The sequence below is a fragment of the Streptomyces sp. NPDC053076 genome, assembly GCF_044546845.1.
Taxonomy (GTDB): domain Bacteria; phylum Actinomycetota; class Actinomycetes; order Streptomycetales; family Streptomycetaceae; genus Streptomyces.
The window spans coordinates 637,039-663,032 of sequence record NZ_JBITZL010000004.1 but is presented as its reverse complement, the minus strand read 5'-3'; the positions used below and the strand labels follow the sequence as shown (position 1 = coordinate 663,032).

The window sequence follows — 25,994 nt, the reverse complement described above, 5'->3', positions numbered from 1 at the left end:
ACGATGACGGAAGACCGGACCGGAATGCCGAAGCACCCGCCCGTGGGCTGGCCGCCGGGCAACCGGCGTCAGGTGCTGGTCAAGACGCTGTGGATCGGGGTCTGGCTGGTCTTCCTCAGCTCGCCGGTCGAGGACCTGGTCAACGGCGGACACAGCGCCGGCGCCACCGTGGCCGGCGCGGTCGGCCTCACCGCCTTCGTCGGGGTCTACCTGACGCTGGTCTACCGCAACATGGGCCGGTCGTTCTCCCCGCGGGCCGTGCTCACCCTGGGCGGCATCCTCGGCGTGCTCGCCCCCGTACTGGCCGCCACCCTCGGCAGCGCCTGGCTGGGCCTCTTCGTCTACCTGTCGGTCGCCTGGGGGGCGACCCTGCCGCTGCGCGCGGCCTACTGGGCCGTCCCCGCCTCCGGCGTGGTGATGTACCTGATCGCCCTGCGCTTCGGCGAGGCGGCGGAGGCCCGGGGACTGATCCTGCTCGTCGTGCTCATCGGGTTCGCGATGACCGGCGTCGGCCAACTGGTGCGCACGACCATCGAACTGCGCAAGGCGCGGGCCACCGTCGCCCAGCTCGCCGCCAACGAGGAACGGCTCCGCCTCGCCCGCGACCTGCACGACCTGCTCGGCCACTCCCTCTCCCTGATCACGCTGAAGAGCGAGCTGGCCGGCCGGATGCTGCCCGACCACCCCGACAAGGCGGCCCAGCAGGTCGCCGACATCGAACAGGTCAGCCGGCAGGCCCTGGTCGACGTCCGGGAGGCCGTCACCGGTTACCGGCGGCCCCGGCTCGCCGCCGAACTCGCCGGCACCCAGGTCGCCCTGACCGCCGCCGGCGTCGTGGCCGAGGTGCCCGCCGAGCCCGACCTCACCGCGGTCCCCGAGGAGTCCGAGTCCGCCCTCGCCTGGGCGCTGCGCGAGGCGGTCACCAACGTGGTCCGGCACAGCGGCGCCGACCGCTGCGTCGTCCAGCTGACGCACCGCCAGACCCTGGACGGTCCGGTGCTCGAACTCATCGTCGAGGACAACGGATCCGGCGGCTCGGGCAAGGGACCCGGCAACGGCCTGACCGGCCTGACCGAACGGCTGGAGAAGGCCGGCGGCACCCTGGAGGCGGCCCGGGTCAAGCATGGATTCCGGCTGGCCGCCCGCGTGCCCACGGCCCCCGCGGCCGACGTAGGATCCGGGGCATGACGAGCACGATCAAGGTCCTGCTGGCCGAGGACCAGTCGATGGTCCGCGAGGCGCTGGCCGCGCTCCTCGGCCTGGAGGACGACATCGAGGTCGTTGCCCAGGTCGCGCGCGGTGACGAGGTGCTCGACGCCGTCGGCGCGCACGGCGTGGACGTCGCGCTGCTCGACATCGAGATGCCCGGCTGTACCGGCATCGAGGCCGCGGCCCGGGTGCACCGCGCGTTCCCGCGGGTCAAGCTGGTCGTCCTCACCACCTTCGGCCGGCCCGGCTATCTGCGCAGCGCCATGGAGGCGGGTGCCGACGCCTTCCTCGTCAAGGACGCCCCGGCCGCCCAGCTCGCCGAGGCGATCCGCAAGGTGCTGGCCGGCGAGCGGGTCATCGACCCCACCCTGGCCGCCGCCGCGCTCGCCGAGGGCGCGAACCCGCTCACCGAGCGCGAACGCGAGGTGCTCCGCGCGGCGGCCGACGGCTCCACCAACGCCGAACTGGCCCGGTCCCTGCACCTCTCCCAGGGCACGGTCCGCAACTACCTGTCGACGGCCATCCAGAAACTGGCGGTGCGCAACCGGGCGGAGGCGGTACGGATAGCCAGGGACAAGGGATGGCTGTGAACCGCCTGCGGGAGCCGGTTCGGAGCCAGGGACCAGGGATGGCTGTGACCGCCTGCGGGAGCCGGTTCAGTTGAGCTTGGCCCGTGCGATGCGCGCCTCCTGACGTACCTTGCCGGCCGCCGACTCGTCGACCACCTCGATCAGGTCGGCGTACGCGGTCAGCTCCTCGGCACCCGCGACGAACTCGCCCCGCTGCACCAGCAGTTGCCCGCGCTCGTAGCGCAGCCGCGCCGGGTGCGAGGGGATCAGCAGCGCCAACTCCACGGCGCGCAACCCGACATCGGAGCGTTCCGGCCGCGCCGCGGCCCACGCCCTGATGTTGTTCAGGATGCGCTGCACGACTTCCAGGGGCGGCGCCGGCTCGAGCATCGAGGGCTTCAGCGGCGTACCCGTGGCGCCCACCACGAGCAGCTCGGTGTCCGGCCCGGTCAGCACCCGCCCCCCGTCGAACGGATCGGCCAGCACCCGCTCCGCCGCCGTCCCGAACCCGATGACGAAGTGCCCCGGCAGCGCGACCCCGTACACCGGAGCCCCCGCCCGGCGCGCGACCTCCAGCCACACCACCGACAGCAGGATCGGCAGGCCGCGCCGCCGCCGCAGCACCTCGTGCAGCAGGGAGGACTCCGGCCGCTGGTAGTCGCCCGGCGTGCCGTGGAACCCGTAGCGCTCGCCGAGCAGCCGGCGTACGGCCTGCGCCCACGCCTGGGGCCCGCCCGGCCGGTACGGCAGCTCGCCCGCCAGCCGGTCCAGCTCCGCCTGCGCGGCGTCGATGCCGGCCTCGTCCAGCGAGCCGTCCATCTCCGCGCCGATCAGCAGGCACAGCGCCGACAGGTCCGGCCGCTCGGACCGGGCCTCCTCGGTGAAGCGCTGCCGCAGCTCGGCGGAGCGCTCCGGCCGGGGCGGGTACGGGGGCGGCAGATAGGGGTGGCGCATGCCAGGCTCATGCCCTTCCACAGCGGTTTCTACGACCGTCCGGGGCCACAGGGCGTCTTCGGCCCTTCCGGAGCCCGGTAGTGGTGGTAGGCGTGATGCGGCAGGAAGCCCAGCGCGCGGTACAGCGCCCGGCCGCCCTCGTTGTCCGCCTCCACCTGGAGCCAGGCCGCCGAGGCACCCTCGTCCAGCGCACGCCGGGCCAGTACGGCCATCACCTCGGTGGCCAGGCCCAGCCGCCGCCGGGCCGGGTCCACCTCGACGGCGGCGAACCCGGCCCACCGCCCGTCCACGGCACACCGCCCGATCGCCGCCGACGGCTCACCCTCAGCGCCGGGCACGGCGGCGAACCACACCGACGGGCCTGCCTCGTTCCCGGCGTCGCCGGCGCGGGAGGACCGGCACCCGAGCACCCGCAGGGCCACCTCGCGCACCCCCTTGCGCTGGTACCGGGCGAGCCATGGCTCGTCCGCCGTCCGGGACAGGACCACATCCGCGCCCCCGGCCCGGTCCGCGAGCGGGGCCAGGGCGCCGGTCCACAGCTCGGCGGTCACCTCCCGCACCCAGCCGCGCCGCTCCAGCTCCGCGCAGAGCAGTTCCTGCGTGCCCTCGGCGCCGGTCGCGGTCTGCACGTAGGCGGGCAGGCCGCGCTCGCCGTACCAGCGGCGTACGGCGTCCAGGGCCGCGTCGAGCGGAAGCCCGGGATCACCGAGCGGCAGCACGCTGTTGGCCCGCCTGGTGAAGCCGTCGGCGGCCCGCAGCTCCCACTCGCCGAGCCGCTCGCTCTCCACCGGCCGCCACGCCCGGGCGGCGATCCGCGCGAGCTCCGGGTAGGAGGCGGCGGGGCCGCGGCGGCGCGCCGGAGCGGTCGGTACGACCTTCCCCGCTACCAGCGTGGATTGCGGGATTCTGACACTTTCCCCGTCCCGACGTGTGATCATGAGCACGCCGCTGTCCCATGATGTGAGAACACCAACCGTGTCAGTGAACTTCTCCGGCCCAGCACCGGGTTCGCCCAAGCGCCTTACGGAGACCCGTTTCCCCACGTCAGCAGGGGTGATTCGGACTTCCAGGCGTCCTGCCGCCGAGATTTCCACTGGTCAGTTCACCCCTCCTGTTCGGATCGTGCTCCGGAACGGAGATACTAGGGGCGGGCATCGACGACGCCGCGCTCCCGCGCGCCAGGCGGCGGAGCCTGAGGAGGCCCGCCAGCGCCCTATCGAGGAGGAACGACAGCGTGACCTACGTCATCGCGCAGCCTTGTGTCGACGTCAAGGACAAGGCGTGCATCGAGGAGTGCCCGGTCGACTGCATCTACGAGGGCCAGCGGTCCTTGTACATCCACCCGGACGAATGCGTCGACTGTGGTGCCTGTGAGCCGGTCTGCCCGGTCGAGGCGATCTTCTACGAGGACGACACTCCGGAGGAGTGGAAGGACTACTACAAGGCGAACGTCGAGTTCTTCGACGACCTGGGCTCTCCCGGCGGTGCCAGCAAGCTGGGGCTGATCGAGCGCGACCACCCCTTCGTCGCCGCGCTGCCGCCGCAGGGCGAGTGACCGTCCAAGCGCCAAGCGGCCCGTGAAGAGCGCCGCCTCGGTCCCGTACGGCCCGATCGTCCCGATCACCGCCGTACGGGACCGAGGCGTTTGCCGCACCGTACGAAAGTGAGCCTGATTCCCGTGTCCGCAGTCTCCGACCGGCTCCCCACCTTCCCCTGGGACAAGCTGGAGACGTACAAGAAGACCGCCGCCGCGCACCCCGACGGGATCGTCGACCTCTCCGTGGGCACACCGGTCGACCCGGTTCCCGAGCTGATCCAGAAGGCCCTGATCGACGCGGCCGACTCCCCGGGGTACCCGACCGTCTGGGGCACCCCCGCCCTGCGCGACGCGATCACCGGCTGGCTGGAGCGCCGCCTGGGCGCCCGGGGGGTCACCCACCGCCATGTCCTGCCGGTCGTCGGCTCCAAGGAACTCGTGGCCTGGCTGCCGACCCAGCTCGGCCTCGGCCCCGGCGACAAGGTCGCCCACCCGCGCCTGGCCTACCCCACCTACGAGGTCGGCGCCCGACTGGCCCGCGCCGACTACGAGGTCTACGACGACCCGCGCGAGCTGGACCCGGCGAACCTGAAGCTCCTCTGGCTGAACTCCCCGTCCAACCCGACGGGTAAGGTCCTGTCGAAGCAGGAGCTGACGGAGATCGTCGCCTGGGCCCGCGCACACGGCGTCCTGGTGTTCTCCGACGAGTGCTACCTGGAGCTGGGCTGGGAGGCCGACCCGGTCTCGGTCCTGCACCCGGACGTCAACGGCGGCTCCTACGACGGCGTCGTCGCCGTCCACAGCCTCTCCAAGCGCTCCAACCTGGCCGGCTACCGCGCGGCCTTCATCGCCGGTGACCCGGCGGTCCTGGGTCCGCTGCTGGAGATCCGCAAGCACGGCGGCATGATGACCTCGGCGCCGACACAGGCCGCGGTCGTGGCCGCCCTCGGCGACGACGCCCACGTCCGGGAGCAGCGCGAGCGCTACGCGGCCCGCCGCGAGGTCCTGCGGGCGGCTCTCCTCGCCAAGGGCTTCCGCATCGAACACAGCGAGGCGAGCCTCTACCTGTGGGCCACCCGCGACGAGTCCTGCTGGACCACGGTCGCCCACCTGGCCGACCTGGGCATCCTCGTGGCCCCGGGCGACTTCTACGGCGAGGCGGGCGAGAACTTCGTCCGCGTGGCCGTCACGGCGACGGACGAACGCGTCCAGGCGGCGGTGTCCCGCCTGACGGCGTAGCCGGACCGCCCGGCCCCGGCCGGTGCGGCGACAACAGCCCGGGAGCCGGTGCGGCGACAAAAGTCCGGGGGCCGGTGCGGCGACAAAAGCCGGTGGGGCCCAGGAAGGAATCCTGGGCCCCACCGGTCCTCAAGCCGGGTGCTCAGCCGCCCAGCGGCAGGCCCTTGGTCGGCAGGGACGACGTCGGCAGTCCCTTGGTCGGCAGCCCACCCTTCGTCGCACCGGCGGCGGCGTCCCCGAGGACACCCCCGGCGGTCCCGGCCGCGTCCCCCGCGGCCTTCTGCGCCACCGGCGCCGCCTTCTTCACGGCACCGCCGCCGGTCTTGCCCGCGGCCGGCACCGTCTGCTCGACCGCCTTGCCGCCCGCGTTGCCCGCGAGCGAGGTGACGTTCTGGGCGGCACCGTCGACGGCGTTGCCGACGTGCGCCCCGTCCAGTGCGGTCACACCGCCCAGGTTCGGGGTCGCCGCCGGCAGATTCGTGGCCGCACCGGCGGAGCCGGCCGCACCGACCCCGGCTGCCGCTCCCGCTGCGACGAGCAGCGCGGCACGGGCGATCCGGCGGGTCAGAGGGAGGGACATGATGCTCCATTCGACGGGAGAGAACGCTGTCTGTGTCCGGGCCGGTGTCCGGCTCGGACGCCGTGACTACCGCTCGAAGGCCGCGAAGGTTGCGGACGCTCCAGGTAAAGAATGGATAACGCATCGCATTATCAGGTGTGGATAAAAACGGGCAAAGAGCGTCTGCCCGCACCTGCGCAGAATCCTTCCGGCCCTTGATTTCCAAGGGTTTCCGCGACAGGTGTGCCACCCGCCAGGGCGGCCGGGCCGTCCGGCACCGCACAACCCGCCGGAGTGATCCGCCGAACTACTGTCCGGTCATGATCCGGACCGCCCCCACGGACCGCTCCGCCCCCACGGACCCCCTCGCCCCGGCGGAGCGCTCCGCCCCGGCGGCCCCCTCCGGGCCTGCCGTCCTCCACTCGCCGCCGCCGCTCCCCGCGGTCCACTCCCGCCCCGCGTACGACACCCGCTGGATGTGCAGGGCCGAGGAGTTGGCGACCGCCCACTGTGCGAGCTGCCAGCCCCGCGCCCGCTCGTCCCGCCCGCTCGCGTCCGGCTTCGTGCCCTCGGCGACCGGAACGGTCACCGTCCGCCCGTGCGCGGTCGCGGTCACGCTCGGCGACGGAGACGGCGACGGGACGGGCGTCCCGCCCACCTCCGCGCCGGTCTCCTGGAGCGCGTCCCGCCCGAAGTCCCGTACCAGCGCGGCCCGAACCGCGTCCGGACCGGTCGCCGAGGCCGTGCGCTGCGGGCGCCCGTCGCACGTCAGCGTGGCCGCCGCCCGTCCCGTCAGGGCCGCCGACAGCAGTGTGGCGTCCGGCTCGTGCTTGGCGTACGCCTCCGGGTAGCCGCTGCGCTGCACCCGCTGCGCGGCCACCGTCAGGGGCAGATCGGTGTAGTCGGGCACCTTGTCCAGGTGCGCGTAGAAGATGCCCGCCGCGTACGCCGGGTCCATGATCTGCCGCTCGGTGCCCCAGCCCATCGAGGGCCGCTGCTGGAACAGGCCCAGCGAATCCCGGTCGCCGTGCCCGATGTTCCGCAGCCCCGACTCCTGCAAGGCGGTCGCGATCGCGATCGTCACGGCCCGCTCGGGCATCCCGCGTCCGGTGCCGACGGCGGCGATCGTGGCCGCGTTCACCGCCTGCTCGGGCGTGAACTCGTACGACGCGCCGTCGCCGGAGGCCGAGACCACCTTGCAGCCGCGCGCTCCGCCGCCTCCGGTGATGTACTGCACCACGAGGTACGCGGCGACACCGCACAGGACCAGCAGGGCCGCGGTGAAACGGAAGAGGCGACCGCGACGCTTGGGAGGAGTGGGGGACGGGTCTGACACGCGTACAAGGTACTGGAGCCCTGCCCGGCCCTCACGGGGGGTCCGCGACACGCGCCCGCGCCCGGCCCCGTTGAGCGGCGCGCTAGGGTCGTGGCCATGGCCGACACCTCCCTTGATCTCACGCTGGACGCCGCCTCCCTCACCGCGCGGCTCGTGGACTTCCCGTCCGTGAGCGGCACCGAGAAGCCGCTCGCGGACGCGATCGAGACCGCCCTGCGGGCCCTGCCGCACCTGACGGTGGACCGCTACGGCAACAACGTGATCGCCCGTACCGACCTGGGCCACGCCGAGCGCGTCATCCTGGCGGGCCACATCGACACCGTCCCGATCGCCGACAACGTCCCCTCGCGGCTGGACGAGGACGGCGTGCTGTGGGGCTGCGGCACCTGTGACATGAAGTCGGGCGTGGCGGTGCAGCTGCGGATCGCGGCCACGGTCCCCGCCCCCAACCGCGACCTGACCTTCGTCTTCTACGACAACGAGGAGGTCGAGGCGGAGCGCAACGGCCTCCGGCACATCGCCGAGGCGCACCCGGAGTGGCTGGCGGGCGACTTCGCGATCCTGCTGGAGCCCTCCGACGGGGAGGTGGAGGGCGGCTGCCAGGGCACGTTGCGGGTGCTGCTGAGGACCAAGGGCGAGCGGGCCCACTCGGCGCGCTCCTGGATGGGCTCGAACGCCATCCACGCGGCGGCCCCCGTCCTGGCCCGCCTGGCCTCCTACGAGGCGCGCCGGCCGGTCATCGACGGCCTGGAGTACCACGAGGGCCTGAACGCGGTGGCCGTCAGCGGGGGAGTGGCGGGCAACGTCATCCCGGACGAGTGCGTGGTGACGGTCAACTTCCGCTACGCCCCCGACCGCACGGAGGAAGAGGCGATCGCGCACGTCCACGAGGTCTTCGCGGACTGCGGCGTGGAGGAGTTCGTGGTCGACGACCACAGCGGCGGCGCGCTGCCCGGCCTCTCCCACCCGGCGGCGGCGGCCTTCATCGAGGCGGTGGGCGGCACCCCTCGGCCCAAGTTCGGCTGGACGGACGTGTCCCGCTTCTCCGCGCTCGGCGTCCCCGCGGTCAACTACGGCCCCGGCAACCCGCACTTGGCCCACAAGCGGGACGAGCGCGTGGAGACCGCGAAGGTCCTGGCGGGCGAGGAGCGCCTGCGCAACTGGCTCACCGCCTGAGAAGGGCGCACGGCGCCGGTGCGGCGCACGCACCGCGGACATCCGCATGTCCCCCCTCCGTAACCCGGCTCGATCTAGTCTGAGATCGAACTACCGGCAAGCGGAGGGAGCGCACATGGCTACCGGAAACCCCGAGGGGAAGAAGCAGCCGCCGGACGAGCAGCGGCTCGGACCGGTCCTCCGGCGGCGTGGTCAGGTGACGCCCAGCACGACCGATCAGCGGCTGCTGGACGAGCGCGCGCCCTCGGACTGGGTCCACACCGACCCCTGGCGGGTCCTGCGCATCCAGTCGGAGTTCATCGAGGGCTTCGGTACCCTCGCCGAACTCCCGCCCGCCATCAGCGTGTTCGGCTCGGCGCGGACGGCGGTGGAGTCACCGGAGTACGACGCGGGCGTGCGGCTCGGCCGGGGCCTGGTGGAGGCCGGCTGGGCGGTGATCACGGGCGGCGGCCCGGGCGCGATGGAAGCGGCCAACAAGGGAGCGAGCGAGGCGGGCGGCATCTCGGTCGGGCTCGGCATCGAACTTCCCTTCGAGCAGGGGCTGAACCCGTACGTCGACATCGGGCTGAACTTCCGGTACTTCTTCGTCCGCAAGATGATGTTCGTGAAGTACGCCCAGGGGTTCGTGGTCCTGCCCGGCGGCCTCGGCACCCTGGACGAACTGTTCGAAGCGCTGACTCTGGTCCAGACGCAGAAGGTCACCCGCTTCCCGATCGTCCTCTTCGGCAGCGAGTACTGGGGCGGCCTGGTGTCCTGGATCAAGGACACACTCATCGCCCAGGGCAAGGCGGCGGAGAAGGACCTGCTGCTGTTCCACCTCACGGACGACGTGGAGGAAGCGGTGGCCCTGGTGTCGAAGGAGGCGGGCCGCTAGCGCGGGGCCGTTCCCCACGCCGTCGCCCACCTGTCCACCCGGCCCGGCCCACCGCCTTCGTGTCTCGGCCGACCGGGAGGGGCGGTGGGTTCGCCGTGGGCCGGCGGCGGGTTGGCCGTGGGCCGGCGGTGGGTTGGCTGTGGGCCGGCGGCGGATGGGCCGTGGCCCGGTCGGTCAGGGGGCGGAGCCGCCCGGTCGGTCAGGCCAGGCCCCGGCGTGCCACGGCGGGGGCCCGGTGCCCGGCGATGGACGCCACCATGTCCAGCACCTGCCGGGTCTCGGCCACCTCATGCACCCGGTACACCTGCGCCCCGAGCCACGCGGAGACGGCGGTCGTCGCCAACGTACCGATCAGCCGTTCCTTCACCGGCCGGTCCAGCGTCTCACCGACGAAGTCCTTGTTGGACAGCGACACCAGCACCGGCCACCCCGTGGCCACCATCTCGTCCAGCCGCCGCGTCGCCTCCAGACTGTGCCGCGTGTTCTTCCCGAAGTCGTGCCCGGGATCGATCAGCACGGATTCCCGCGGGACGCCCAGTGAGACCGCCCGCTCGGCCAGCCCGAGGGTCACATCGAGGATGTCGGCCACGACATCGTCGTACGTCACCCGGTGCGGGCGCGTCCGCGGCTCCGCGCCCCCGGCATGCGTGCACACCAGTCCCGCCCCGTAGCGCGCCGCGACCTCCGCGAGCCCCGGGTCGACCCCGCCCCACGCGTCGTTCAGCAGATCCGCGCCCGCCTCGCACACGGCCTCGCCGACCTCGGCCCGCCAGGTGTCCACACTGATGATCACATCGGGGAACCGGCGCCGTACCTCCGCGACGAAACCGACCGTCCGGCGCGCCTCCTCGTCGGCCGTGACCTCTTCGCCGGGCCCGGCCTTGACCCCGCCGACGTCGATGATCGCGGCGCCCTCGGCCACCGCCTGTTCCACACGTGCCAGGGCCGGCTCGTCGCGGAAGGTGGCTCCTTGGTCGTAGAAGGAATCCGGCGTCCGGTTCACGATCGCCATGACCACCGGCTCGTGCGGCCCGAATTCCCGCCTGCCCAGCCTGAGCATCCGCTGTGACCTTTCCTAGTACGTCCCGCTGTACGGCCGCCTGTGACCCTAACTGTCGGACTCGCATGGCACGATCGGAGCCTGACAGATTCTGCTTCCGGCACAGCGACCGGTAACGAGCGTGGGGACCCCTGGCGATGGTGATGTTCTTGTTCCTGGTCGTCGCGCTGGCCGTCGTGGTCGCCGCGGTGACCCTGGCCGTGGTGGGCGGCGGCGAGAGCGCCCCCCTGCCCGAGGTGGCGCCCGAGCGGCTCCAGGACCCGCTGCCCGCGAACCGCCCGGTGGGCCGCGCGGACGTGGAGAGCCTGCGCTTCCCGGTCACGCCGCGCGGCTACCGCATGGCGGACGTCGACGACGCGCTCGGCCGCCTCGCCGCCGAACTGGCCGAGCGGGACGCCCGCATCGCCGACCTGGAGTCCGCGCTGGCCGGCGCCAGAGCCGCCGCGGTGCACGAGCGGCACGGACAGCCGGACACGAGCGAGGGCGCGGAGGGCCAGCGATGATCCCCGGAGCCGCCGTCGCCGGACCGGACGGCGCCCTGCGCTGCCCCTGGGCCCTGTCCACCGACGACTACGTGTCGTACCACGACGAGGAGTGGGGCCGGCCGGTCCACGGCGACGACGCCCTCTTCGAACGGATCAGCCTGGAGGCGTTCCAGTCGGGCCTGTCCTGGATCACCATCCTGCGCCGCCGCCCGGGCTTCCGCACGGCCTTCGCCGGCTTCCGTATCGAGAAGGTCGCCGCGTTCACCGACGCCGACCGCGAGCGCCTGCTGGCCGACCCGGGCATCATCCGCAACCGGGCCAAGATCGACGCCACGCTCGCCAACGCGCGCGTGCTCGCCGACTGGGCCGAGGGCGACCTGGACGACCTGGTCTGGTCCCACGCCCCCGACTCCGCCGCCCGCCCGGTCCCCAAGACCCTCGCCGACGTCCCGGCGGTCACCCCGCAGTCCACGGCCCTGTCCAAGGCGCTGAAGAAACGGGGTCTGAGATTCGTCGGCCCGACCACGGCCTACGCCCTGATGCAGGCGTGCGGCCTGGTCAACGACCACCTGGAAACCTGCGTGGCCCGTAGCGCCCCCTGAGGGGCGCGAGGCGGTACACCCGCGGCTCCGCGTCGTGGACGACGCGCTCGCCCGCACCGGACCGCGGCCGCCGCGCGGAGCGCTACCGCCCCCGGGCCGGACCACAGTCCCCACGCGGAGCGGCTACCGCGCCCGGACCGCAGACCCCGCAGGGGCCCTACCGCCCGCACCGGACCGCGGCCGCCGCGCCGAGCGGCTACCGCCCCAGATACCTGGGCTTCTCCTTGTTCACGAACGCCTGCACCGCGATCGCGTGGTCCTCCGACTGCCCCGCCCGCGTCTGCAGCTCGTCCTCCTTCTCCAGGGTCTCGTCGAGGGAGTGCGTCAGGCCGTGCGCCACCGCCTCCTTGATCGCCGCGTACGCCACCGTCGGCCCCCCGGCCAGCGCCCGGGCCACCTTCTCGGCCTCGGCGCGCAGTTGCGCGGACGGGACGACCCGGTTGGCGATGCCCAGCTCCAGCGCGTCCTGGGCGCTGATGCTGCGCGGGAAGAGGAGCAGGTCGGCGGCGCGGCTCGGGCCGATCACCCGGGGCAGGGTCCAGGAGATGCCGGAGTCGGCGGTCAGGGCGACGCCCGCGAACGAGGTGTTGAACGCGGCGGTGTCGGCCACCAGGCGGTAGTCCGCGGCGAGCGCGAAACCGAACCCGGCGCCGGCCGCGACACCGTTCACCGCCGCGACGACCGGCTTCGGTGCCCCGGCGAGGGCCCGCACGATGGGGTTGTAGTGCTCCTTGACCGTGCTCATCGTCTGCCCGGTCCCGCTCTCCCGGTCACTGGCCAGCAGCCCGATGTGCTCCTTGAGGTCCTGGCCCACACAGAACGCCCGGTCGCCCGCGGCGGTCAGCAGGATCGCCCGTACGGCGGTGTCGCCGGCCGCCGATTCCGCCGCCTCCCGGAGGGCGACCTTGGTCGCGATGTTCAGCGCGTTCATCGCCTCGGGGCGGTTCAGCGTGATCGTCGCGAGTCCGTCGCTCACCTCGTAGAGAACGGTGTCGGCCATGGCGTATCCCTCCGGTTTCACGGCTGGTGACGTACCGCTCGGTACGTCCATGTCTGAGCACAGCATGGCGGAGATCACCGGCCAAGGGCCGGACGGGACATGTGACCTGCGTCAAAGAAATACGGAGCGGAGTCGGCCGGCGGAGCTCCGTGCGGTGGCGCAGTATCGCAGGCACATCGCCGAATTGGGTGGTTTTGCTCGCGCGCGTTGCCCAAGCGATGCCGACTCATGTTGGTCATCGGGTCCTGCGATGCGGGATAATGGCTGGGAAGCAATGTGTTCGATGCCGGTGTCGCCTGTCCGTCCTGGATGGCGGGTGCCCTTCGTGGGGTCGTCGGCAGACGATGAGCTGGTTTCAGGAAGGGGAACGAGCATGGCGGCCATGAAGCCGCGGACGGGTGATGGCCCGCTCGAGGTGACCAAGGAGGGGCGGGGCATCGTCATGCGCGTTCCGCTCGAAGGCGGCGGTCGACTCGTCGTCGAACTGACCCCTGACGAGGCCGAGGCGCTCGGCGACGCTCTCAAGAAGGTCGTCGTCTGAGGTCCCAGTGATCCTGTCCTTGTGGCTGCCCCGGCATCGTATGAGGTGCCGGGGCAGCCGCGTTCCCGGGGTGCGTGGCGGCCGGGGTCACCGCTTGACGGCGCACAGCAGCCCGTCGCCGACCGGCAGCAGCGACGGGACGAGCTCCTGGCTCTCCCGGACGGTCCGCAGCAGTTCCCGCAGCCGCAGCACCTCGGTCGGCTGCGGCCCCGAGTCCACCGTACGGCCGTTCGCGAACACGCCCTCGAAGACCACCAGGCCGCCCGGCCGCAGCAGGCGCAACGATTCATCGAGGTAATCCGGGTACTCCAGCCGGTCGCCGTCGCAGAAGACGAGGTCGTAGCCGGCGTCGGCGAGACGCGGGAGTACGTCCAGGGCGCGCCCGGGGATGAAACGGGCCCGGTTGCTGGCGAACCCGCAGATGCGGAATGCCTGCCGGGCGGACTGCTGGTGCTCCGGTTCCGGGTCCACCGTGGTGAGCACCCCGTCCGGCCGCATCCCGTGCAGCAGATGTATCCCGGACACCCCGCAGCCCGTGCCGATCTCCGCGACCGCCTTCGCGTCCACGGAGGCGGCGAGAAGTCTCAGCGCGGCGCCCGTGCTGGGCGTCACCGAGCGCAGCCCTGCCTCCCGGGCCCGGTCGCGGGCCCAGCTCAGCGCTTCGTCCTCGGCGACAAAGGCGTCGGCGAACGCCCAGCTCGTCTGCCGGTTGCCGGTAATGACCCTCTCCTGTCCCCTGGTTGCCTGGGCGTGACTGTATCCGTTGGCGTCGGGAACCCGCAGATGGGACCGGGCGTTTATAAGGATGAGACGGTGGCCGGGGATACGACGGGGGGCGAGAGGTGCGCCAGGACGCCGAGCAACTGCTGACGCAGCCGCCTGAGCCGTATCAGCGGGTATCAAATTCTCGTAAAACCGCTTATCCGGAGCTAACGGGCGAGGTGGCTATGGTAGGGGCTCCACTGGACACCACCAGAGCCGACAGGGGAGGTGCGGCTGCGCCCGGGGACCGGGGCGGAGTGCTGCGGCGCTTCCTCGGATCGGCGGGCAGGCCGAAATCCGTGACCGACACCGCTGCTGACAGCCACGCCATGGGTCTCGCCGCAGGCGAGACCCAGACCGCGACCTTCGCCACCGACACGGACGCGCAGGCGTGGACTCCGCCCACGTGGGACGAGATCGTCAGCACGCACAGTGGCCGGGTCTACCGACTCGCCTACCGTCTGACGGGCAACCAGCACGACGCCGAGGATCTCACCCAGGAGGTCTTCGTCCGCGTCTTCCGCTCCTTGTCCACGTACTCGCCGGGCACCTTCGAGGGCTGGCTGCACCGCATCACCACCAACCTCTTCCTGGACATGGTCCGGCGCAAGCAGCGCATCCGCTTCGACGCCCTCGGCGACGACGCGGCCGAGCGACTGCCCAGCCGCGAGCCCACCCCGCAGCAGCTCTTCAACGACGCGCACTTCGACGCCGACGTCCAGCAGGCCCTCGACACCCTGGCGCCCGAGTTCCGTGCCGCCGTCGTCCTGTGCGACATCGAAGGACTGTCGTACGAGGAGATCGCCGCCACCCTCGGAGTGAAGCTGGGCACGGTCCGCTCCCGTATCCACCGCGGCCGGTCCCAGCTCCGCAAGGCCCTCGCGCACCGCTCCCCGGAGGCCCGCGCGGCCGAGCGGCGCTCCTTTCTGACCCGTGTCCCCGCTCTGGGGGGAGGGGGCGCGACCGCGTGAGTGGATCTCGGCCGAAACCTGTCGAGGAGGCGCACCTCGCAGAGCAGCACCTGGGAGACCGGCTCTCCGCCCTGGTGGACGGAGAGCTCGGTAATGAGACGCGTGAGCGGGTCCTCGCGCACCTGGCGACCTGCGCCCGGTGCAAGGCGGAGGCGGACGCCCAGCGCGCGCTGAAGAACGTGTTCGCGGAGGCGGCCCCGCCCCCGCCGTCGGCGAGCTTCCTGGCCCGCCTCCAGGGCCTTCCCGGGGGAGGTGACCTGGACGGCGGCGGCACGCCGTCCCCCGGGGGCGGACTCTTCGGAGGCGACCCCGCCGGGAACACCGGGGCCTTCGGGGTGAGGCGCGACGATCGCCTCCCGTTCGGGTACGTCCCCGCGCACGGCTGTGTCCCCGCCACCGCGGACGGTGCCGCCGGACCCGAGGGCGGCGGCTTCCGCATCCATCCCGTGGGCCGCCCGGACGACGGCCGCGCCGCCTCGCGCGGGCTGCGGTTCGCGTTCGCCGCCGCCGGCGCGGTGTCGCTGGCCGCGGTCGCCCTCGGCGGCGTCACCACCGCCTTCCCCGGCAGCCTGACCGCCGACGCCCGCGGCGGCTCCGGCAACGGCAGCAACGTGACCCCGACGCGCTCGGCGGGCACCGGCACGGGCGGGGGCGCGGCCACGCCGGACAGCCAGCGCCGCCGGCCGGCGGCGCCGCTGCTCGCTCAGGGCGGCGGGCTCTTCGGACCGGCCCCGGTGGCGCCGACGACCCTGTCCGCGCCGCTGCTGCCCGGGGTGCCTCCCGCTACCGGCGGGCAGGCCCGCACCGAGGCGGTGCGCGGTGTGACCGCACCGGTGTTCGCCGGTGCGGCTGCCCTCTCCCCGTTGATACGCCCGCTCGAGGAGACCGTGGCCCTCCCGCTCGCCGACTGGTCCACACCTCCCGGGACCACCGGCTCCGGCCTGCTGTCCGCCCCCGTCCCCGACTCCGCCCCCACTCCCTCCGCCCCTCCCGCCCCGCCCCGGCAGTCGCCCTGACCGGCCACTGCGCCACGGCCCACGAACCTGGTTGAATCCTGTGAGGCCGTGCCCGCGGCGACGACCCCGGGGCGGTGCGAGACGTCCGTGGCCGTGCCGACGCGCGGTCACGGCTCAGCCGTGGGGAGAGCATGAACGAGGGGAACCGTGTCCCGCCGGTGGTGGAAGGTCCGGAGGGAGCGGCGGGGGCGGCACCGACAGACCGGACCGAGAACGCCGGGAGCGCCGAGAACGCCGGGAGCGCCAAGGGTCTCGGTGGTCCTGAGGGTGCTGGTGCTGACGGTGCCCGTGGTGCCGTACCGGACGTCACGGGGGCCGAGGGCGACTTCGAACTGGCCAAGCCGGCGTCGGTTCCGCAGACAGGCACCGCTCCCGGTGACGTCTTCGCGGCCGGGGCGACGGGAGTGGCCGGTACGACCGCCGTGGTGGATCCCGCCGAGCGATACCGGCCGCTGCACGACCCCGACCCCTACAGCACCCCGCCGTACGGCGAACCCGGCCCCTGGGCGCCCGCGCCACCGGTGCAGCATCCGGCGGCCACGACGCCCACAGCGGCCACAGCGGCGCTCGGGACGGCCGCACCCGCCCCCGCGGCCCCGCCGACGCCCCTGCCCGCGCCCGTGGCTCCCGCACCGGCCCCTGTGCCCTCCGTGCCCGCGGCTCAGGCACCGGCTCCCGTGCCCGCGGTTCACGTATCGGCCGCCGCCCCCTCGGGGTCCTTGCCCCACGTGCCGGGACAGGGGGCCGCGCCGGTGCCCGCGGACCCCGTGGCCTCCGGCACGGCCACCGGTCCCGCCTCCCTGGTGCCGCCCGTCGACTCCGTGCCGTCGGGGGAGGAGCCCTGGGGGCGTTACGACCCGTGGGCGGCCGGCTCTGCCACGGAGCAGGTGCTCGCGCGGGGGCCGTTGCAGCAGACCGGCGTCGGGCGGCTGACGGACGAGCAGCGCCTGCGGCGGGCCAAGCGCCGCATTGTCGTGTGGGCCCTCGCCATCGCCCTCGTCTCCGCGGGCATCGGTGGAGTCGTCGGCGGCTACGTCGAGCGCGAGGGCCTCGGCGGCGGCGTACGGCTGCCGCAGGCCGGGAGCGTTCCGGCCGGGCGGGCACCGGACAGCGTGGCCGGGATCGCCGCCCGGGCGCTGCCCAGCGTGGTCACCCTGCACGTCAAAGGGGCCGACCAGGCGGGCACCGGCACCGGCTTCGTGCTCGACGCCCGGGGACACATCCTCACCAACAACCACGTGGTCGAGCCCGCCGGGTCCGACGGCGAGATATCCGTGACGTTCAGCAGCGGTGACACCGTCAAGGCGAAGGTCGTCGGCCGGGACAGCGGTTACGACCTCGCCGTCGTCCAGGTGCACGGCGTCCACGGCCTCACCCCGCTGCCCCTCGGCAACTCCGACGACGTCGAGGTCGGCGACCCCGTCGTCGCCATCGGCGCCCCCTTCGACCTCGCCAACACGGTCACCTCCGGCATCATCAGCGCCAAGGAACGGCCCATCACGGCCGGCGGGGAGAAGAGCGACGGCAGCGATGTGTCGTACGTCGACGCGCTGCAGACCGACGCCCCCATCAATCCGGGCAACTCCGGCGGTCCGCTGCTGGACTCCCGGGCCGAGGTCATCGGTATCAACTCCGCCATCCGCTCCGCCGGCAACGGCTCCGGCTCCGCGGGCGGCGGCCAGGCCGGCTCCATCGGTCTCGGCTTCGCCATACCGGTCAACCAGGCCAAGCGCGTCGCCGAGGAACTGATCGACGAAGGCCATGCCTCCCACCCTGTGATCGGCGTCACCCTCGACATGGGCTACGGCGGCGACGGCGCCCGTATCGACAGCAAGAGCGCGAGCGGCGGCCCCGCCGTCACCCGGGACGGCCCCGGTGAGCGGGCCGGCCTCAAGGCGGGCGACCTCATCACCGAGGTCGGCGGAGAGCGCGTCCATACCGGTGAGGAGCTGATCGTCAAGATCCGTACCCACCGGCCCGGCGACCGGCTGCGTCTGACGGTCGAGCGCGGAGGCACACAGCGGGAGGTGTCACTCGTCCTGGGCGCGTCGGAGCAGAACTGACGGAAGTCTCACCTTGGGACGGTACCGGTCGGACGGGAACGCCGGGTACCGTTGAGCGACCGAGGACATCGCAAGGAGCGTCAGGTGTTCAATGACATAGGGCCACTCGAGCTGGTGACCATCATCGTGCTCGCCGTGCTCGTCTTCGGTCCGGACAAGCTCCCCAAGGTCATCCAGGACGTGACGCGCACGATCCGGAAGATCCGCGAGTTCTCGGAGAGCGCCAAGCAGGACATCCGCACCGAACTGGGTCCGGAGTTCAAGGATTTCGAGTTCGAGGATCTCAACCCCAAGACGTTCATCCGCAAGCAGCTGGACAACGACGATCTGGGGCTGAAGGAGATCCGCAACGGGTTCGACCTGAAGAAGGAGATGGCCGAGGTCACGGACGCGGTGAACAGCCGCGACGGCGAGGCGTCGGCCTCCTCGGCCTCCTCGGCCTCCTCGGCCTCCTCCGGCGGTCGCATCGACATGACCAAGAAGCCCGAGGCTCCTGGCGACGACGAGCGCCCGCCGTTCGACGCGGACGCCACGTAACCGGCACCGCTCCTCGCCGACACGCACGCGGACGCACGCCGCGCACGTGACGTGTTTCATAGCGCACACCCGTCGCACACGACCTGAACAGGCCGTTCGCGCGACCCACGCATCCAGTGCCTGCCCTGCTGGTCTCAGCGGTGTGGATATGCTGCCGAGTTGTTGCGCGGACCGGACGCGTACGCCCGAAGGGGGGCGGGTCAGCCCGGTCCGACGAGAGCGAGGAGGCGTCCGGGCAGATGGAGACGACGAGTCGGGTGGGCGCGCAGGCGCCGGCCGCGGAGGGCGGACAGCAGCTCCCCTCCGCCCGGCGTACGGTCGACGGTTACCTGCGGGCGCCCTTCCCGTGGTACGGGCTCGACGAGGCGTTCACGGGACCGCGCTGGCTGATGCAGGTCGGCACCGCGGCCGACGGCGCCGTCGAGCACGGTTCCATCGGCCACGGTGACGAGCCCTCGGTGCGGGGCGAGACCGGTGCCGCCGGTGAGCCGCGGGAGAAGTTCGCCGTCGTGGTGACGGTCGCCGCGCAGCCGTCCCGGCGGAGCGCCGACGGCACGGGACTGCTGGAGGCGACATCGGTGTCCTCCGCGGCGTGGCTGGCCGGAGTGGGGCTGCTGTCGTTCACCTGGCCCGGGCAGATGGACCACAGTCTGCGGGACGACTGGCTGGAGCAGCAGACGGAGACGGCGTGGGCCCTGGCCGACGACCTGGACGGACCGGAGTGGTCCAGACTCTCCCTCCCGGTGGACGGGGCGGCGGCCTCTTTCCACTACCGGGAGTCGGAGTTCGGGTGGGTGCTGGCCGGCACCACCGAGGCGGGGGTCCACCTGGGGGCGTACGGCCGGGGGATGAGCGCGTACGGGCTCGGCTTCGCGGTGGTCAAGGACATCGCCGCGTACGCCTGACCTGCCGGGCCCGGGTGGGAAGCCTCCCGGGCGCCGCAGACCGTCCGCTCATTTGATCAGGTGGGAGAAGACCGCCATGACGGTCACGATCTGAGCCCCGAGCCAGGTGATCTGACCGGACAGGCCCTGGAGCTGGTAGACGGACAGCATCAGGGCGAAACGGCTGGGCCAGTACTGCTGATCGTCCCGGAACGTCGCCATGTCCATCCAGATGCTGGTCAGCGTCAGTACGACGAGGAGGAGCGCGGCGTACAGGAGGAGCTGGCGAGGGTCCGTGTCGGTGACGTGGATGAGCGCGGCGGCCAGCACCGTGGGGAAGCCGTAGCCGGCGGTGAGGAGCCAGGCCCGTGCCTGGCTCCGGCGTCCGGGCAGCAGACGCCACAGCGCCCCGAGCGTGAAACCGGCGACCGCCCACGCCAGCTGATAAAGAGCCAGGTTGGCGGCGAACTCCGGGAGGCCGGTGGGGGAGGACAGGATCTGCTGTCGCCCGTAGGGATCGTGCGCCTGGTAGTAGAGAAGCAGTGCGGTGGCCGGCGTTCCGAACCAGAAGGCCAGCCGCGCCGCGCGGACCGCGTTGGACCACCAGTGTCCCTCCGGCCCCCAGGCCAGGGCGATGTCCAGCACCGAGATCTGCTCCGGGGGAGCGTTTCCGTCGCATGCGGTGACCAGCCACTGACGCAGCTCGCGCAGCTTCTCCTCCACCTGCTCGCAGGTGACCCCGTCGGCATGCCCCTTGTCCAGCAGGTGCATCTGGTGGTTCGCGTTGCGGTATTGACGAGCTTTCTCCAGCAATTCCTTCTGGTGCTGTTGGGTGCCCAGCCGCAGCGAGCAGAAGCGCTCCCCCATCCGGCTCAGCGCCGACCACCGGCGCCCCAGGGCGAGGACGCCGTACAGGGCGGAGATGTTGAGCAGCAGCCAGACGCCGTAGAGCGCGCTGGCGCCTGCGAGTTTCGCCGCTCGGATGCCCACGAAGAACGCGAACAGGGACACGGTCAGCAGGAGATCGGGCTTGCCCGGGCCCAGGGAGAAGCGCGTGTACCTGCGGCGGTCGCCCGCCCGGGGCGCCCTGTTGCGAAAACGCAGCAGGGCCAGCAGGGCGATTCCCGTCAGTACCCAGCTGTAGGCGAAGAGCCACCGCAGGTCGGTGTAGAAGAAACCCTCCAGCAGCTTGCTCAGGGACGCGTTGTGAGCCGCGAGGTCATGTTGCTCGGCGAGCCAGTTGACGCGCGCCCACTGCCTGTTGTTCACCCACCAGGCGCACCCGAGCATCGCCCCGGCGACGGCGGCCAGCAGGCATCCGACGAAGGCCACGCAGTGAGCGGGGGTCTCGTTCCACCGATTGGTCCAGCGCTCGTGGAGCAGTCCTCCCTCACGCGCGAAGCGCCAGGTCCAGGCCACCATCGCGGCCAGCCACAGCCAGACGGTCACCAGGCCCAGCAGGGCGAGCCCGGCGCGGCCGAAGCCGGTCGTCGTCTTCGGCCCCAGGCTTCCCGGGAGCCCGAAGAGGCCGTGGGCCGGGATCACCAGGAGACCGACGCCCGCGACGGCACACGTGGTCACCACGACGGCGAGCACCTGACGACGCCGGATGCCTCCGGGCCGGGCCCCCTCGTCGGGGACGGTGCCAGGCGAGGCCGGCGACGTGTCCGGGCTCCACGGGCGGGCGGCGAGGACCAGGACCAAGCCGGCGGGGATGCAGAGAAAGGCGTACGCCCGCGGGGAGATGGGCTCCTGCGGGACGAACAGGAGCAGTGCCAGGGCGACTCCCGTGCTGAGCCCGGCCCACTCCAGCAGCGTGCCGGTGAGACTGGAGGCGCGCCTGGCGTCGGTGTCGGAGACGTCCACCATCGATCGCTGGGCCCCCGGGGCGTCCGGTGGCCGCCGGTCCGCCCCCCGCTCGGCGTCGGCTTCGGCGCGCCTGGCGCGTAGCGCGGCCACAGCCATCAGGACCGAGGCGCACACCCACCACGAGGCGATTCCCGCGGTGGCCCAAAGCGACTCACTGAGCTTCACCGACAGTCCGCGCTGCCAGGGTGGATCGACCTCCACCTGCACCTTTTCGGGCAGCGCGTCCGTCCACACCAGATGGTCACCGGTGGAGGACGACGCCTGTTCCACAAGGTCGTTGAAATCGAGGCCGCCCAGATCGGCTTCGATCCGCTTCCACCGGATCGTCCGCAGCGTCCGTGGCCACAGGTAGATCATCCAGGTCCGGTCCGTCGGGATGATCTGCCAGGGACCCACGAGGACGGGCTTCTCCGTGGTGATCCAGCCGTAGGCGACGTAGTGCACCTGGACCGAGGAGTCGGTGACGGTGACCACCGGGTCATGGGGCCGCCACTCGTTCCGCGTGCCGGGAGTCTCGTCCCCGAGCAGCAGGCAGCGCATCGCCTGGTGGTACTGCGGAGACTTCTCACCGAACGCCAGTTGCCTGGCCAGTGGCCACTGCCTGGGCACCCGCACCGTCATGTCGGAAGTGATCCAGGGGACCGAGCGTCTGTGCTGCTCCAACCGTAAAGTGGCGGTGACGGCGCTGGCCTCCAGGCCGTCCGACGGGCAGTCAGCACTGGTGTCACCCTGCCGCGCCCGGGCCGTGCCGCCCCCCGACACGCACGCCACCAGCACCAGGAGTGACAGCAGCCGCCGCCACTGATACATCGCCATAGGACCGACACCTCTCCACGTCCCCGGCGAATCTAGACAAAGCGTTGTACATGTCATTCACAGACACACGGCGGGCCGCCGACACGTACCTGCTTGGACGTGCCATTGGCATTTGCGGGGGCAGGTCCGGCGGCTGACAATGGAGGCCGGTGACCGTCACTCGAATGACGGAGGACCCATGACCGACACCCAGATGAGCGTCTCGCGGAATCCGCTTCCGCGCTTCGAGGCGGCCGAAGGACTGGGCCCCCGGGATGCCGAGTTCGTCAGTGATCTGGTGGCGGTGCTCGCCAAGCACGGCAACCTGGACCGGTTCGGGCTGTGCCTGCTGCACGACCACTTCCCGCTCGCCGCGGACGAGGTGCTGGTGGAGACGCACGATCCCGAAGCCCGCACCCTCCACGTCGAGGTGGAGAAGGCGGAGGAGACGCGGCACGCCAAGGCGTCGCAATGGCGGTTCACACCGCACGCCGCACGCGAGCCGGGCGCGGAGTCCGGGGCAGGCCCCTGCGAGGAGATCCTGCTCTGCACCACGCTCGACCTCTGCCCGGGAAGCACAGACGCCCGCGACGGCCGCGAAGACCGCGACGCCCGCGAAGACCGCAGAGCATGACGAAGGGGCGCCGTCATGAAAGAACGGCGCCCCTTGCGTCATGGAGCACGTGCCGCTCCCCGGCGTCGAGCGTCACCGGTCCGCCTACTTGTCGCGGATGCAGCAGCGATCAACGCTGACAAACGTCGACGGATCCGCCGCTGGTCAGAGAGTTGACCGGTGGCGGAGCCGCAGATCGCAGGCGACCGATTTCAGAACTTGTTCTTCGGCGTGATCCCCAGTGACAGGCCCGACAGGCCCCGCTGACGGCCGCCCAGCTTTCCGGCGATGGCGCGCAGGGCCGAGCCCGCCGGGGAGTCGGGGTCGGTCAGGACCACCGGCTTGCCCTCGTCGCCGCCCTCGCGCAGGCGCACGTCGATCGGGATCGAGCCGAGGACGGGGACGGACGCGCCGGTCGTGCGCGTCAGGCCGTCGGCGACCCTCTGGCCGCCGCCCGTGCCGAAGACGTCGACCATCTCGCCGCAGTGCGGGCAGGGCAGGCCGGACATGTTCTCGACCACGCCGACGATCTTCTGGTGGGTCTGGACCGCGATGGAGCCCGCGCGCTCGGCCACCTCCGCCGCCGCCTGCTGCGGGGTCGTCACGACCAGGATCTCGGCGTTCGGGACCAGCTGGGCCACGGAGATCGCGATGTCACCCGTGCCGGGCGGGAGGTCCAGCAGGAGGACGTCCAGGTCGCCCCAGTAGACGTCGGCGAGGAACTGCTGGAGGGCCCGGTGCAGCATCGGGCCGCGCCAGACGACCGGGGCGTTGCCCGGGGTGAACATGCCGATGGAGATGACCTTCACGCCGTTCGCGGACGGCGGCATGATCATGTTCTCGACCTGGGTGGGCCGGCCGTCGGCGCCGAGCATGCGCGGCACGCTGTGGCCGTAGATGTCGGCGTCCACGACACCGACCTTCAGCCCGTCGGCGGCCATCGCCGCCGCCAGGTTCACCGTCACCGAGGACTTGCCGACTCCGCCCTTGCCGGAGGCGACCGCGTAGACCCGGGTGAGGTTGCCCGGCTTGGCGAAGGGCACCTCACGCTCGGCCTGGCCGCCGCGCAGGGCCGCCGCCAGCTCCTTGCGCTGCTCGTCGCTCATCACGTCCAGGGTGACGTCGACGCGGGTGACGCCGTCGACCCGGGAGACCGCCTCGGTGACGCGCTGCGTGATGGTGTCGCGCATCGGACAGCCGGAGACCGTCAGGTACACGGTGACCGCGACCGTTCCGTCCGTGCCGATCTCCACCGATTTGACCATCCCGAGTTCGGTGATCGGTCGGTTGATCTCGGGGTCGTTCACCGTCGCCAGTGCCTCGCGCACCGCGTCTTCCGTAGCCATAAGGACGATGGTACGGCGCGCCGAGGGACCTGAGGGATGCCCCTCAGCGGTCGTCTGTGTCACGTCCCGGTGGGCGGTCCGTCCGTTCTGCCGGGAATACGACGTGAGCGCCGTGCCCGTCGTGGCGGTGGTGTTCCTCCAGCTCCTTCATCAGGTCCTGGAGCTCCGAGCGGATCCAGTCGCGGGTGGCCACCTCGCCCAGACCCGTGCGCAGCGCGGCGACCTCCCGGGTCAGGTACTCGGTGTCGGCGATGGACCGCTCGTTCTGCTTGCGGTCCTGCTCCAGGTTGACCCGGTCGCGGTCGTCCTGCCTGTTCTGCGCGAGCAGGATCAGCGGGGCCGCGTACGACGCCTGCAGGGACAGCATCAGGGTCAGGAAGATGAACGGGTACTGGTCGAAGCGCAGCGACACCGGTGCGGCGATGTTCCACAGCACCCACAGGATGATGACGACCGTCATCCACACGATGAAGCGGCCGGTGCCCAGGAACCGGGCGATCCTCTCCGACAGCCGGCCGAAGGCCTCCGGGTCCCACTCGGGCACGATCCGCCGGCGCGGTGGGCGCGGCTGGTCCAGCCGGAGCGTCCGGGGCCGGGTGGCGGCCGTGGCGCCCACCGGATTGCGCTCGCGGCTCGCCGTCTCGCGCTCAGGAGCCATGGGTGGGCGCCTCCTCCCCCTCGTTCAGGTGGAACTCCGTCTCCCGCCAGTCGTCGGGCAGCATGTGGTCGAGTACGTCGTCCACCGTCACCGCGCCGAGCAGTGCCCCGGACTCGTCCACCACGGGTGCCGCCACCATGTCATAGGTGGCGAAGAACCCGGCGATGACCGGCAGGGTGGCGTCCGGCTCCAGGGGCTGGAGATCGTCGTCCAGGACCGAGCTGACCAGGGTGTACGGGGGGTCGCGCAGCAGCCGCTGGAAGTGGACGGTGCCCAGGTACTTGCCGGTCGGGGTCTCGTCGGGCGGACGGCACACATAGACCTGGGCGGCGAGGGCGGGGGAGAGGTCCGGGTTGCGGACCCGGGCGAGCGCGTCGGCGACGGTGGCGTCGGGCCGCAGCACGATCGGCTCCGTCGTCATCAGACCGCCGGCCGTGTGCTCCTCGTACGACATCAGACGGCGCATGTCGGCCGCGTCGGCGGGCTGCATCAGGCTCAGCAGCCGCTCCTTGTCCTCCTCGGGCAGCTCGGAGAGCAGGTCGGCCGCGTCGTCCGGGTCCATCGCCTCCAGCACGTCGGCCGCGCGCTCCTCCTTCAGCTTGCCGAGGATCTCGATCTGGTCGTCCTCCGGCAGCTCTTCGAGCACGTCGGCGAGCCGGTCGTCGTCCAGGGCGGCGGCGACCTCGGCCCGCCGTTTCGGGGACAGGTGGTGCAGGACGTTGGCGAGGTCGGCGGGGCGCAGCTGCTCGAAGGTGGCGAGCAGGCTCTCGGCGCCCTGCCCGTGCTCCTCCAGGGAGAAGCCGGTGACCGCCGACCACTCGACGGTCAGCGTCTCGCCCTTGGCCCGCCGGAAGGCACTGCCCTTCCTGCCCTTGCGGAGGAAGACGCGGTCGACCTCCCAGTCCCGGCGGGCGGGCAGCTGCTGCACGGACACGTCGAGGACGGTGACCTCCTCGCCGGTCTCCACCAGCGTCACGCGCCGGTCCAGCAGCTCACCGAAGACCAGCCGCTCGGTGGGACGCTGCTCGAAGCGGCGGACGTTCATGACGCCGGTGATGATGACCTGGCCGGACTCGATGCCGCTGACCCGGGTCATGGGCAGGAAGATGCGGCGCCGGGTGGACAGCTCGACGACCAGCCCGAGTACACGCGGAGGCCGACGGCCGACCCGCAGCATGACGACCACGTCGCGCACGCGGCCCGCCTGGTCGCCGTTCGGATCGAAGACGGGGACCCCGGCGAGGTGCGAGACGAAGATCCGAGGGACGCCGGCTGCCATGGCTCTGCTTCCTTTGCCTGGGAATCGAGGGGGACTGCTGTGTGGGAATTGCTCGCAATT

Annotated in this window: 26 protein-coding genes; 15 read left to right on the top strand and 11 right to left on the bottom strand. The window is 72.1% G+C overall.

Annotated elements, in window-relative coordinates:
- Positions 1-3: 3 nt before the first annotated feature.
- On the top strand, positions 4-1,188 hold the full coding sequence (locus tag ACIGYR_RS20385; RefSeq protein ID WP_399598628.1) for a sensor histidine kinase: 1,185 nt from the start codon (positions 4-6) through the stop codon (positions 1,186-1,188).
- Complete coding sequence (locus ACIGYR_RS20380) at positions 1,185-1,799, top strand: response regulator transcription factor (RefSeq protein WP_399597616.1); 615 nt, start codon at positions 1,185-1,187, stop codon at positions 1,797-1,799. The genes ACIGYR_RS20385 and ACIGYR_RS20380 overlap by 4 nt, the downstream gene beginning before the upstream one ends.
- 66 nt (positions 1,800-1,865) lie before the next feature.
- Here the strand turns inward: ACIGYR_RS20380 and ACIGYR_RS20375 are convergent, their stop codons facing one another.
- Positions 1,866-2,732, bottom strand: coding sequence for a tetratricopeptide repeat protein (locus ACIGYR_RS20375; protein WP_391840461.1), 867 nt, complete (start codon positions 2,730-2,732; stop codon positions 1,866-1,868).
- Between the two features lie 29 nt (positions 2,733-2,761).
- Positions 2,762-3,826, bottom strand: a complete 1,065-nt coding sequence (locus ACIGYR_RS20370; protein ID WP_399597618.1) for a GNAT family N-acetyltransferase — start codon at positions 3,824-3,826, stop codon at positions 2,762-2,764.
- A 140-nt stretch (positions 3,827-3,966) separates the two neighbouring features.
- Between ACIGYR_RS20370 and fdxA the strand changes: the two genes are divergently transcribed.
- Together fdxA and ACIGYR_RS20360 are read left to right on the top strand one after the other, a co-directional pair.
- Entirely contained in the window at positions 3,967-4,287 is a 321-nt protein-coding gene (fdxA, locus tag ACIGYR_RS20365) for a ferredoxin (protein WP_121787075.1), read from the top strand.
- Between the two features lie 123 nt (positions 4,288-4,410).
- Positions 4,411-5,508 carry a bifunctional succinyldiaminopimelate transaminase/glutamate-prephenate aminotransferase gene (locus tag ACIGYR_RS20360; RefSeq protein WP_399597620.1) on the top strand — a complete coding sequence of 366 codons (1,098 nt, stop codon included), beginning with the start codon at positions 4,411-4,413 and terminating at the stop codon, positions 5,506-5,508.
- Positions 5,509-5,650: 142 nt separating this feature from the next.
- Here the strand turns inward: ACIGYR_RS20360 and ACIGYR_RS20355 are convergent, their stop codons facing one another.
- Together ACIGYR_RS20355 and ACIGYR_RS20350 are read right to left on the bottom strand one after the other, a co-directional pair.
- Positions 5,651-6,088 (bottom strand): ATP-binding protein, encoded by a 438-nt coding sequence (locus ACIGYR_RS20355; protein ID WP_399597623.1) that lies wholly within the window; start codon positions 6,086-6,088, stop codon positions 5,651-5,653.
- A gap of 286 nt (positions 6,089-6,374) precedes the next feature.
- Positions 6,375-7,403 (bottom strand): heavy metal transporter, encoded by a 1,029-nt coding sequence (locus ACIGYR_RS20350; RefSeq protein WP_399597626.1) that lies wholly within the window; start codon positions 7,401-7,403, stop codon positions 6,375-6,377.
- 96 nt (positions 7,404-7,499) lie between these two features.
- Between ACIGYR_RS20350 and dapE the strand changes: the two genes are divergently transcribed.
- Together dapE and ACIGYR_RS20340 are read left to right on the top strand one after the other, a co-directional pair.
- On the top strand, positions 7,500-8,579 hold the full coding sequence (gene dapE, locus ACIGYR_RS20345; RefSeq protein ID WP_391840469.1) for a succinyl-diaminopimelate desuccinylase: 1,080 nt from the start codon (positions 7,500-7,502) through the stop codon (positions 8,577-8,579).
- Between the two features lie 115 nt (positions 8,580-8,694).
- Positions 8,695-9,453, top strand: a complete 759-nt coding sequence (locus tag ACIGYR_RS20340; protein WP_391840471.1) for a TIGR00730 family Rossman fold protein — start codon at positions 8,695-8,697, stop codon at positions 9,451-9,453.
- A gap of 199 nt (positions 9,454-9,652) precedes the next feature.
- Here the strand turns inward: ACIGYR_RS20340 and folP are convergent, their stop codons facing one another.
- Complete coding sequence (gene folP, locus ACIGYR_RS20335) at positions 9,653-10,513, bottom strand: dihydropteroate synthase (RefSeq protein ID WP_391840473.1); 861 nt, start codon at positions 10,511-10,513, stop codon at positions 9,653-9,655.
- A gap of 137 nt (positions 10,514-10,650) precedes the next feature.
- Here folP and ACIGYR_RS20330 point away from each other — a divergent pair, with 137 nt between their 5' ends.
- Positions 10,651-11,016, top strand: a complete 366-nt coding sequence (locus ACIGYR_RS20330; protein WP_399597630.1) for a DivIVA domain-containing protein — start codon at positions 10,651-10,653, stop codon at positions 11,014-11,016.
- On the top strand, positions 11,013-11,600 hold the full coding sequence (locus ACIGYR_RS20325; protein ID WP_399597632.1) for a DNA-3-methyladenine glycosylase I: 588 nt from the start codon (positions 11,013-11,015) through the stop codon (positions 11,598-11,600). The genes ACIGYR_RS20330 and ACIGYR_RS20325 overlap by 4 nt, the downstream gene beginning before the upstream one ends.
- A gap of 196 nt (positions 11,601-11,796) precedes the next feature.
- Here the strand turns inward: ACIGYR_RS20325 and ACIGYR_RS20320 are convergent, their stop codons facing one another.
- Positions 11,797-12,600, bottom strand: a complete 804-nt coding sequence (locus tag ACIGYR_RS20320; protein ID WP_391840478.1) for an enoyl-CoA hydratase/isomerase family protein — start codon at positions 12,598-12,600, stop codon at positions 11,797-11,799.
- A gap of 373 nt (positions 12,601-12,973) precedes the next feature.
- Between ACIGYR_RS20320 and ACIGYR_RS20315 the strand changes: the two genes are divergently transcribed.
- Positions 12,974-13,141 carry a DUF3117 domain-containing protein gene (locus ACIGYR_RS20315; RefSeq protein ID WP_018544333.1) on the top strand — a complete coding sequence of 56 codons (168 nt, stop codon included), beginning with the start codon at positions 12,974-12,976 and terminating at the stop codon, positions 13,139-13,141.
- Positions 13,142-13,228: 87 nt separating this feature from the next.
- On the opposite strand, the gene ACIGYR_RS20310 is transcribed toward ACIGYR_RS20315, so the two are convergent.
- The gene (locus ACIGYR_RS20310) at positions 13,229-13,924 is read right to left on the bottom strand and encodes an O-methyltransferase (protein ID WP_399598631.1); all 696 of its coding nucleotides are present in this window, start codon (positions 13,922-13,924) and stop codon (positions 13,229-13,231) included.
- Between the two features lie 236 nt (positions 13,925-14,160).
- Here ACIGYR_RS20310 and sigE point away from each other — a divergent pair, with 236 nt between their 5' ends.
- From sigE to ACIGYR_RS20285, 5 genes are all read left to right on the top strand, one after another.
- On the top strand, positions 14,161-14,874 hold the full coding sequence (gene sigE, locus ACIGYR_RS20305; protein ID WP_391840480.1) for an RNA polymerase sigma factor SigE: 714 nt from the start codon (positions 14,161-14,163) through the stop codon (positions 14,872-14,874).
- On the top strand, positions 14,871-15,890 hold the full coding sequence (locus ACIGYR_RS20300) for a zf-HC2 domain-containing protein (protein WP_399597636.1): 1,020 nt from the start codon (positions 14,871-14,873) through the stop codon (positions 15,888-15,890). Before sigE ends, ACIGYR_RS20300 begins: the two co-directional genes overlap by 4 nt.
- 131 nt (positions 15,891-16,021) lie before the next feature.
- Entirely contained in the window at positions 16,022-17,953 is a 1,932-nt protein-coding gene (locus ACIGYR_RS20295) for a S1C family serine protease (protein WP_399597638.1), read from the top strand.
- A gap of 84 nt (positions 17,954-18,037) precedes the next feature.
- Positions 18,038-18,490: a sec-independent translocase gene (locus ACIGYR_RS20290; protein ID WP_399597640.1), complete on the top strand. Its 453-nt coding sequence runs from the start codon at positions 18,038-18,040 to the stop codon at positions 18,488-18,490.
- A gap of 239 nt (positions 18,491-18,729) precedes the next feature.
- Positions 18,730-19,395, top strand: coding sequence for a hypothetical protein (locus tag ACIGYR_RS20285; protein WP_399597643.1), 666 nt, complete (start codon positions 18,730-18,732; stop codon positions 19,393-19,395).
- 48 nt (positions 19,396-19,443) lie between these two features.
- On the opposite strand, the gene ACIGYR_RS20280 is transcribed toward ACIGYR_RS20285, so the two are convergent.
- On the bottom strand, positions 19,444-22,059 hold the full coding sequence (locus ACIGYR_RS20280; protein WP_399597646.1) for a DUF6185 family protein: 2,616 nt from the start codon (positions 22,057-22,059) through the stop codon (positions 19,444-19,446).
- A gap of 178 nt (positions 22,060-22,237) precedes the next feature.
- Here ACIGYR_RS20280 and ACIGYR_RS20275 point away from each other — a divergent pair, with 178 nt between their 5' ends.
- On the top strand, positions 22,238-22,672 hold the full coding sequence (locus ACIGYR_RS20275) for a hypothetical protein (RefSeq protein WP_399597648.1): 435 nt from the start codon (positions 22,238-22,240) through the stop codon (positions 22,670-22,672).
- 191 nt (positions 22,673-22,863) lie between these two features.
- On the opposite strand, the gene ACIGYR_RS20270 is transcribed toward ACIGYR_RS20275, so the two are convergent.
- The 3 genes from ACIGYR_RS20270 to ACIGYR_RS20260 are packed head-to-tail and all read right to left on the bottom strand — an operon-like array spanning position 22,864 to position 25,934.
- The gene (locus tag ACIGYR_RS20270) at positions 22,864-23,997 is read right to left on the bottom strand and encodes an Mrp/NBP35 family ATP-binding protein (protein ID WP_391840495.1); all 1,134 of its coding nucleotides are present in this window, start codon (positions 23,995-23,997) and stop codon (positions 22,864-22,866) included.
- A gap of 43 nt (positions 23,998-24,040) precedes the next feature.
- Complete coding sequence (locus ACIGYR_RS20265; RefSeq protein ID WP_399597652.1) at positions 24,041-24,655, bottom strand: DUF1003 domain-containing protein; 615 nt, start codon at positions 24,653-24,655, stop codon at positions 24,041-24,043.
- Complete coding sequence (locus tag ACIGYR_RS20260; RefSeq protein WP_391840499.1) at positions 24,645-25,934, bottom strand: magnesium transporter MgtE N-terminal domain-containing protein; 1,290 nt, start codon at positions 25,932-25,934, stop codon at positions 24,645-24,647. The genes ACIGYR_RS20265 and ACIGYR_RS20260 overlap by 11 nt, the downstream gene beginning before the upstream one ends.
- Positions 25,935-25,994: the final 60 nt, after the last annotated feature.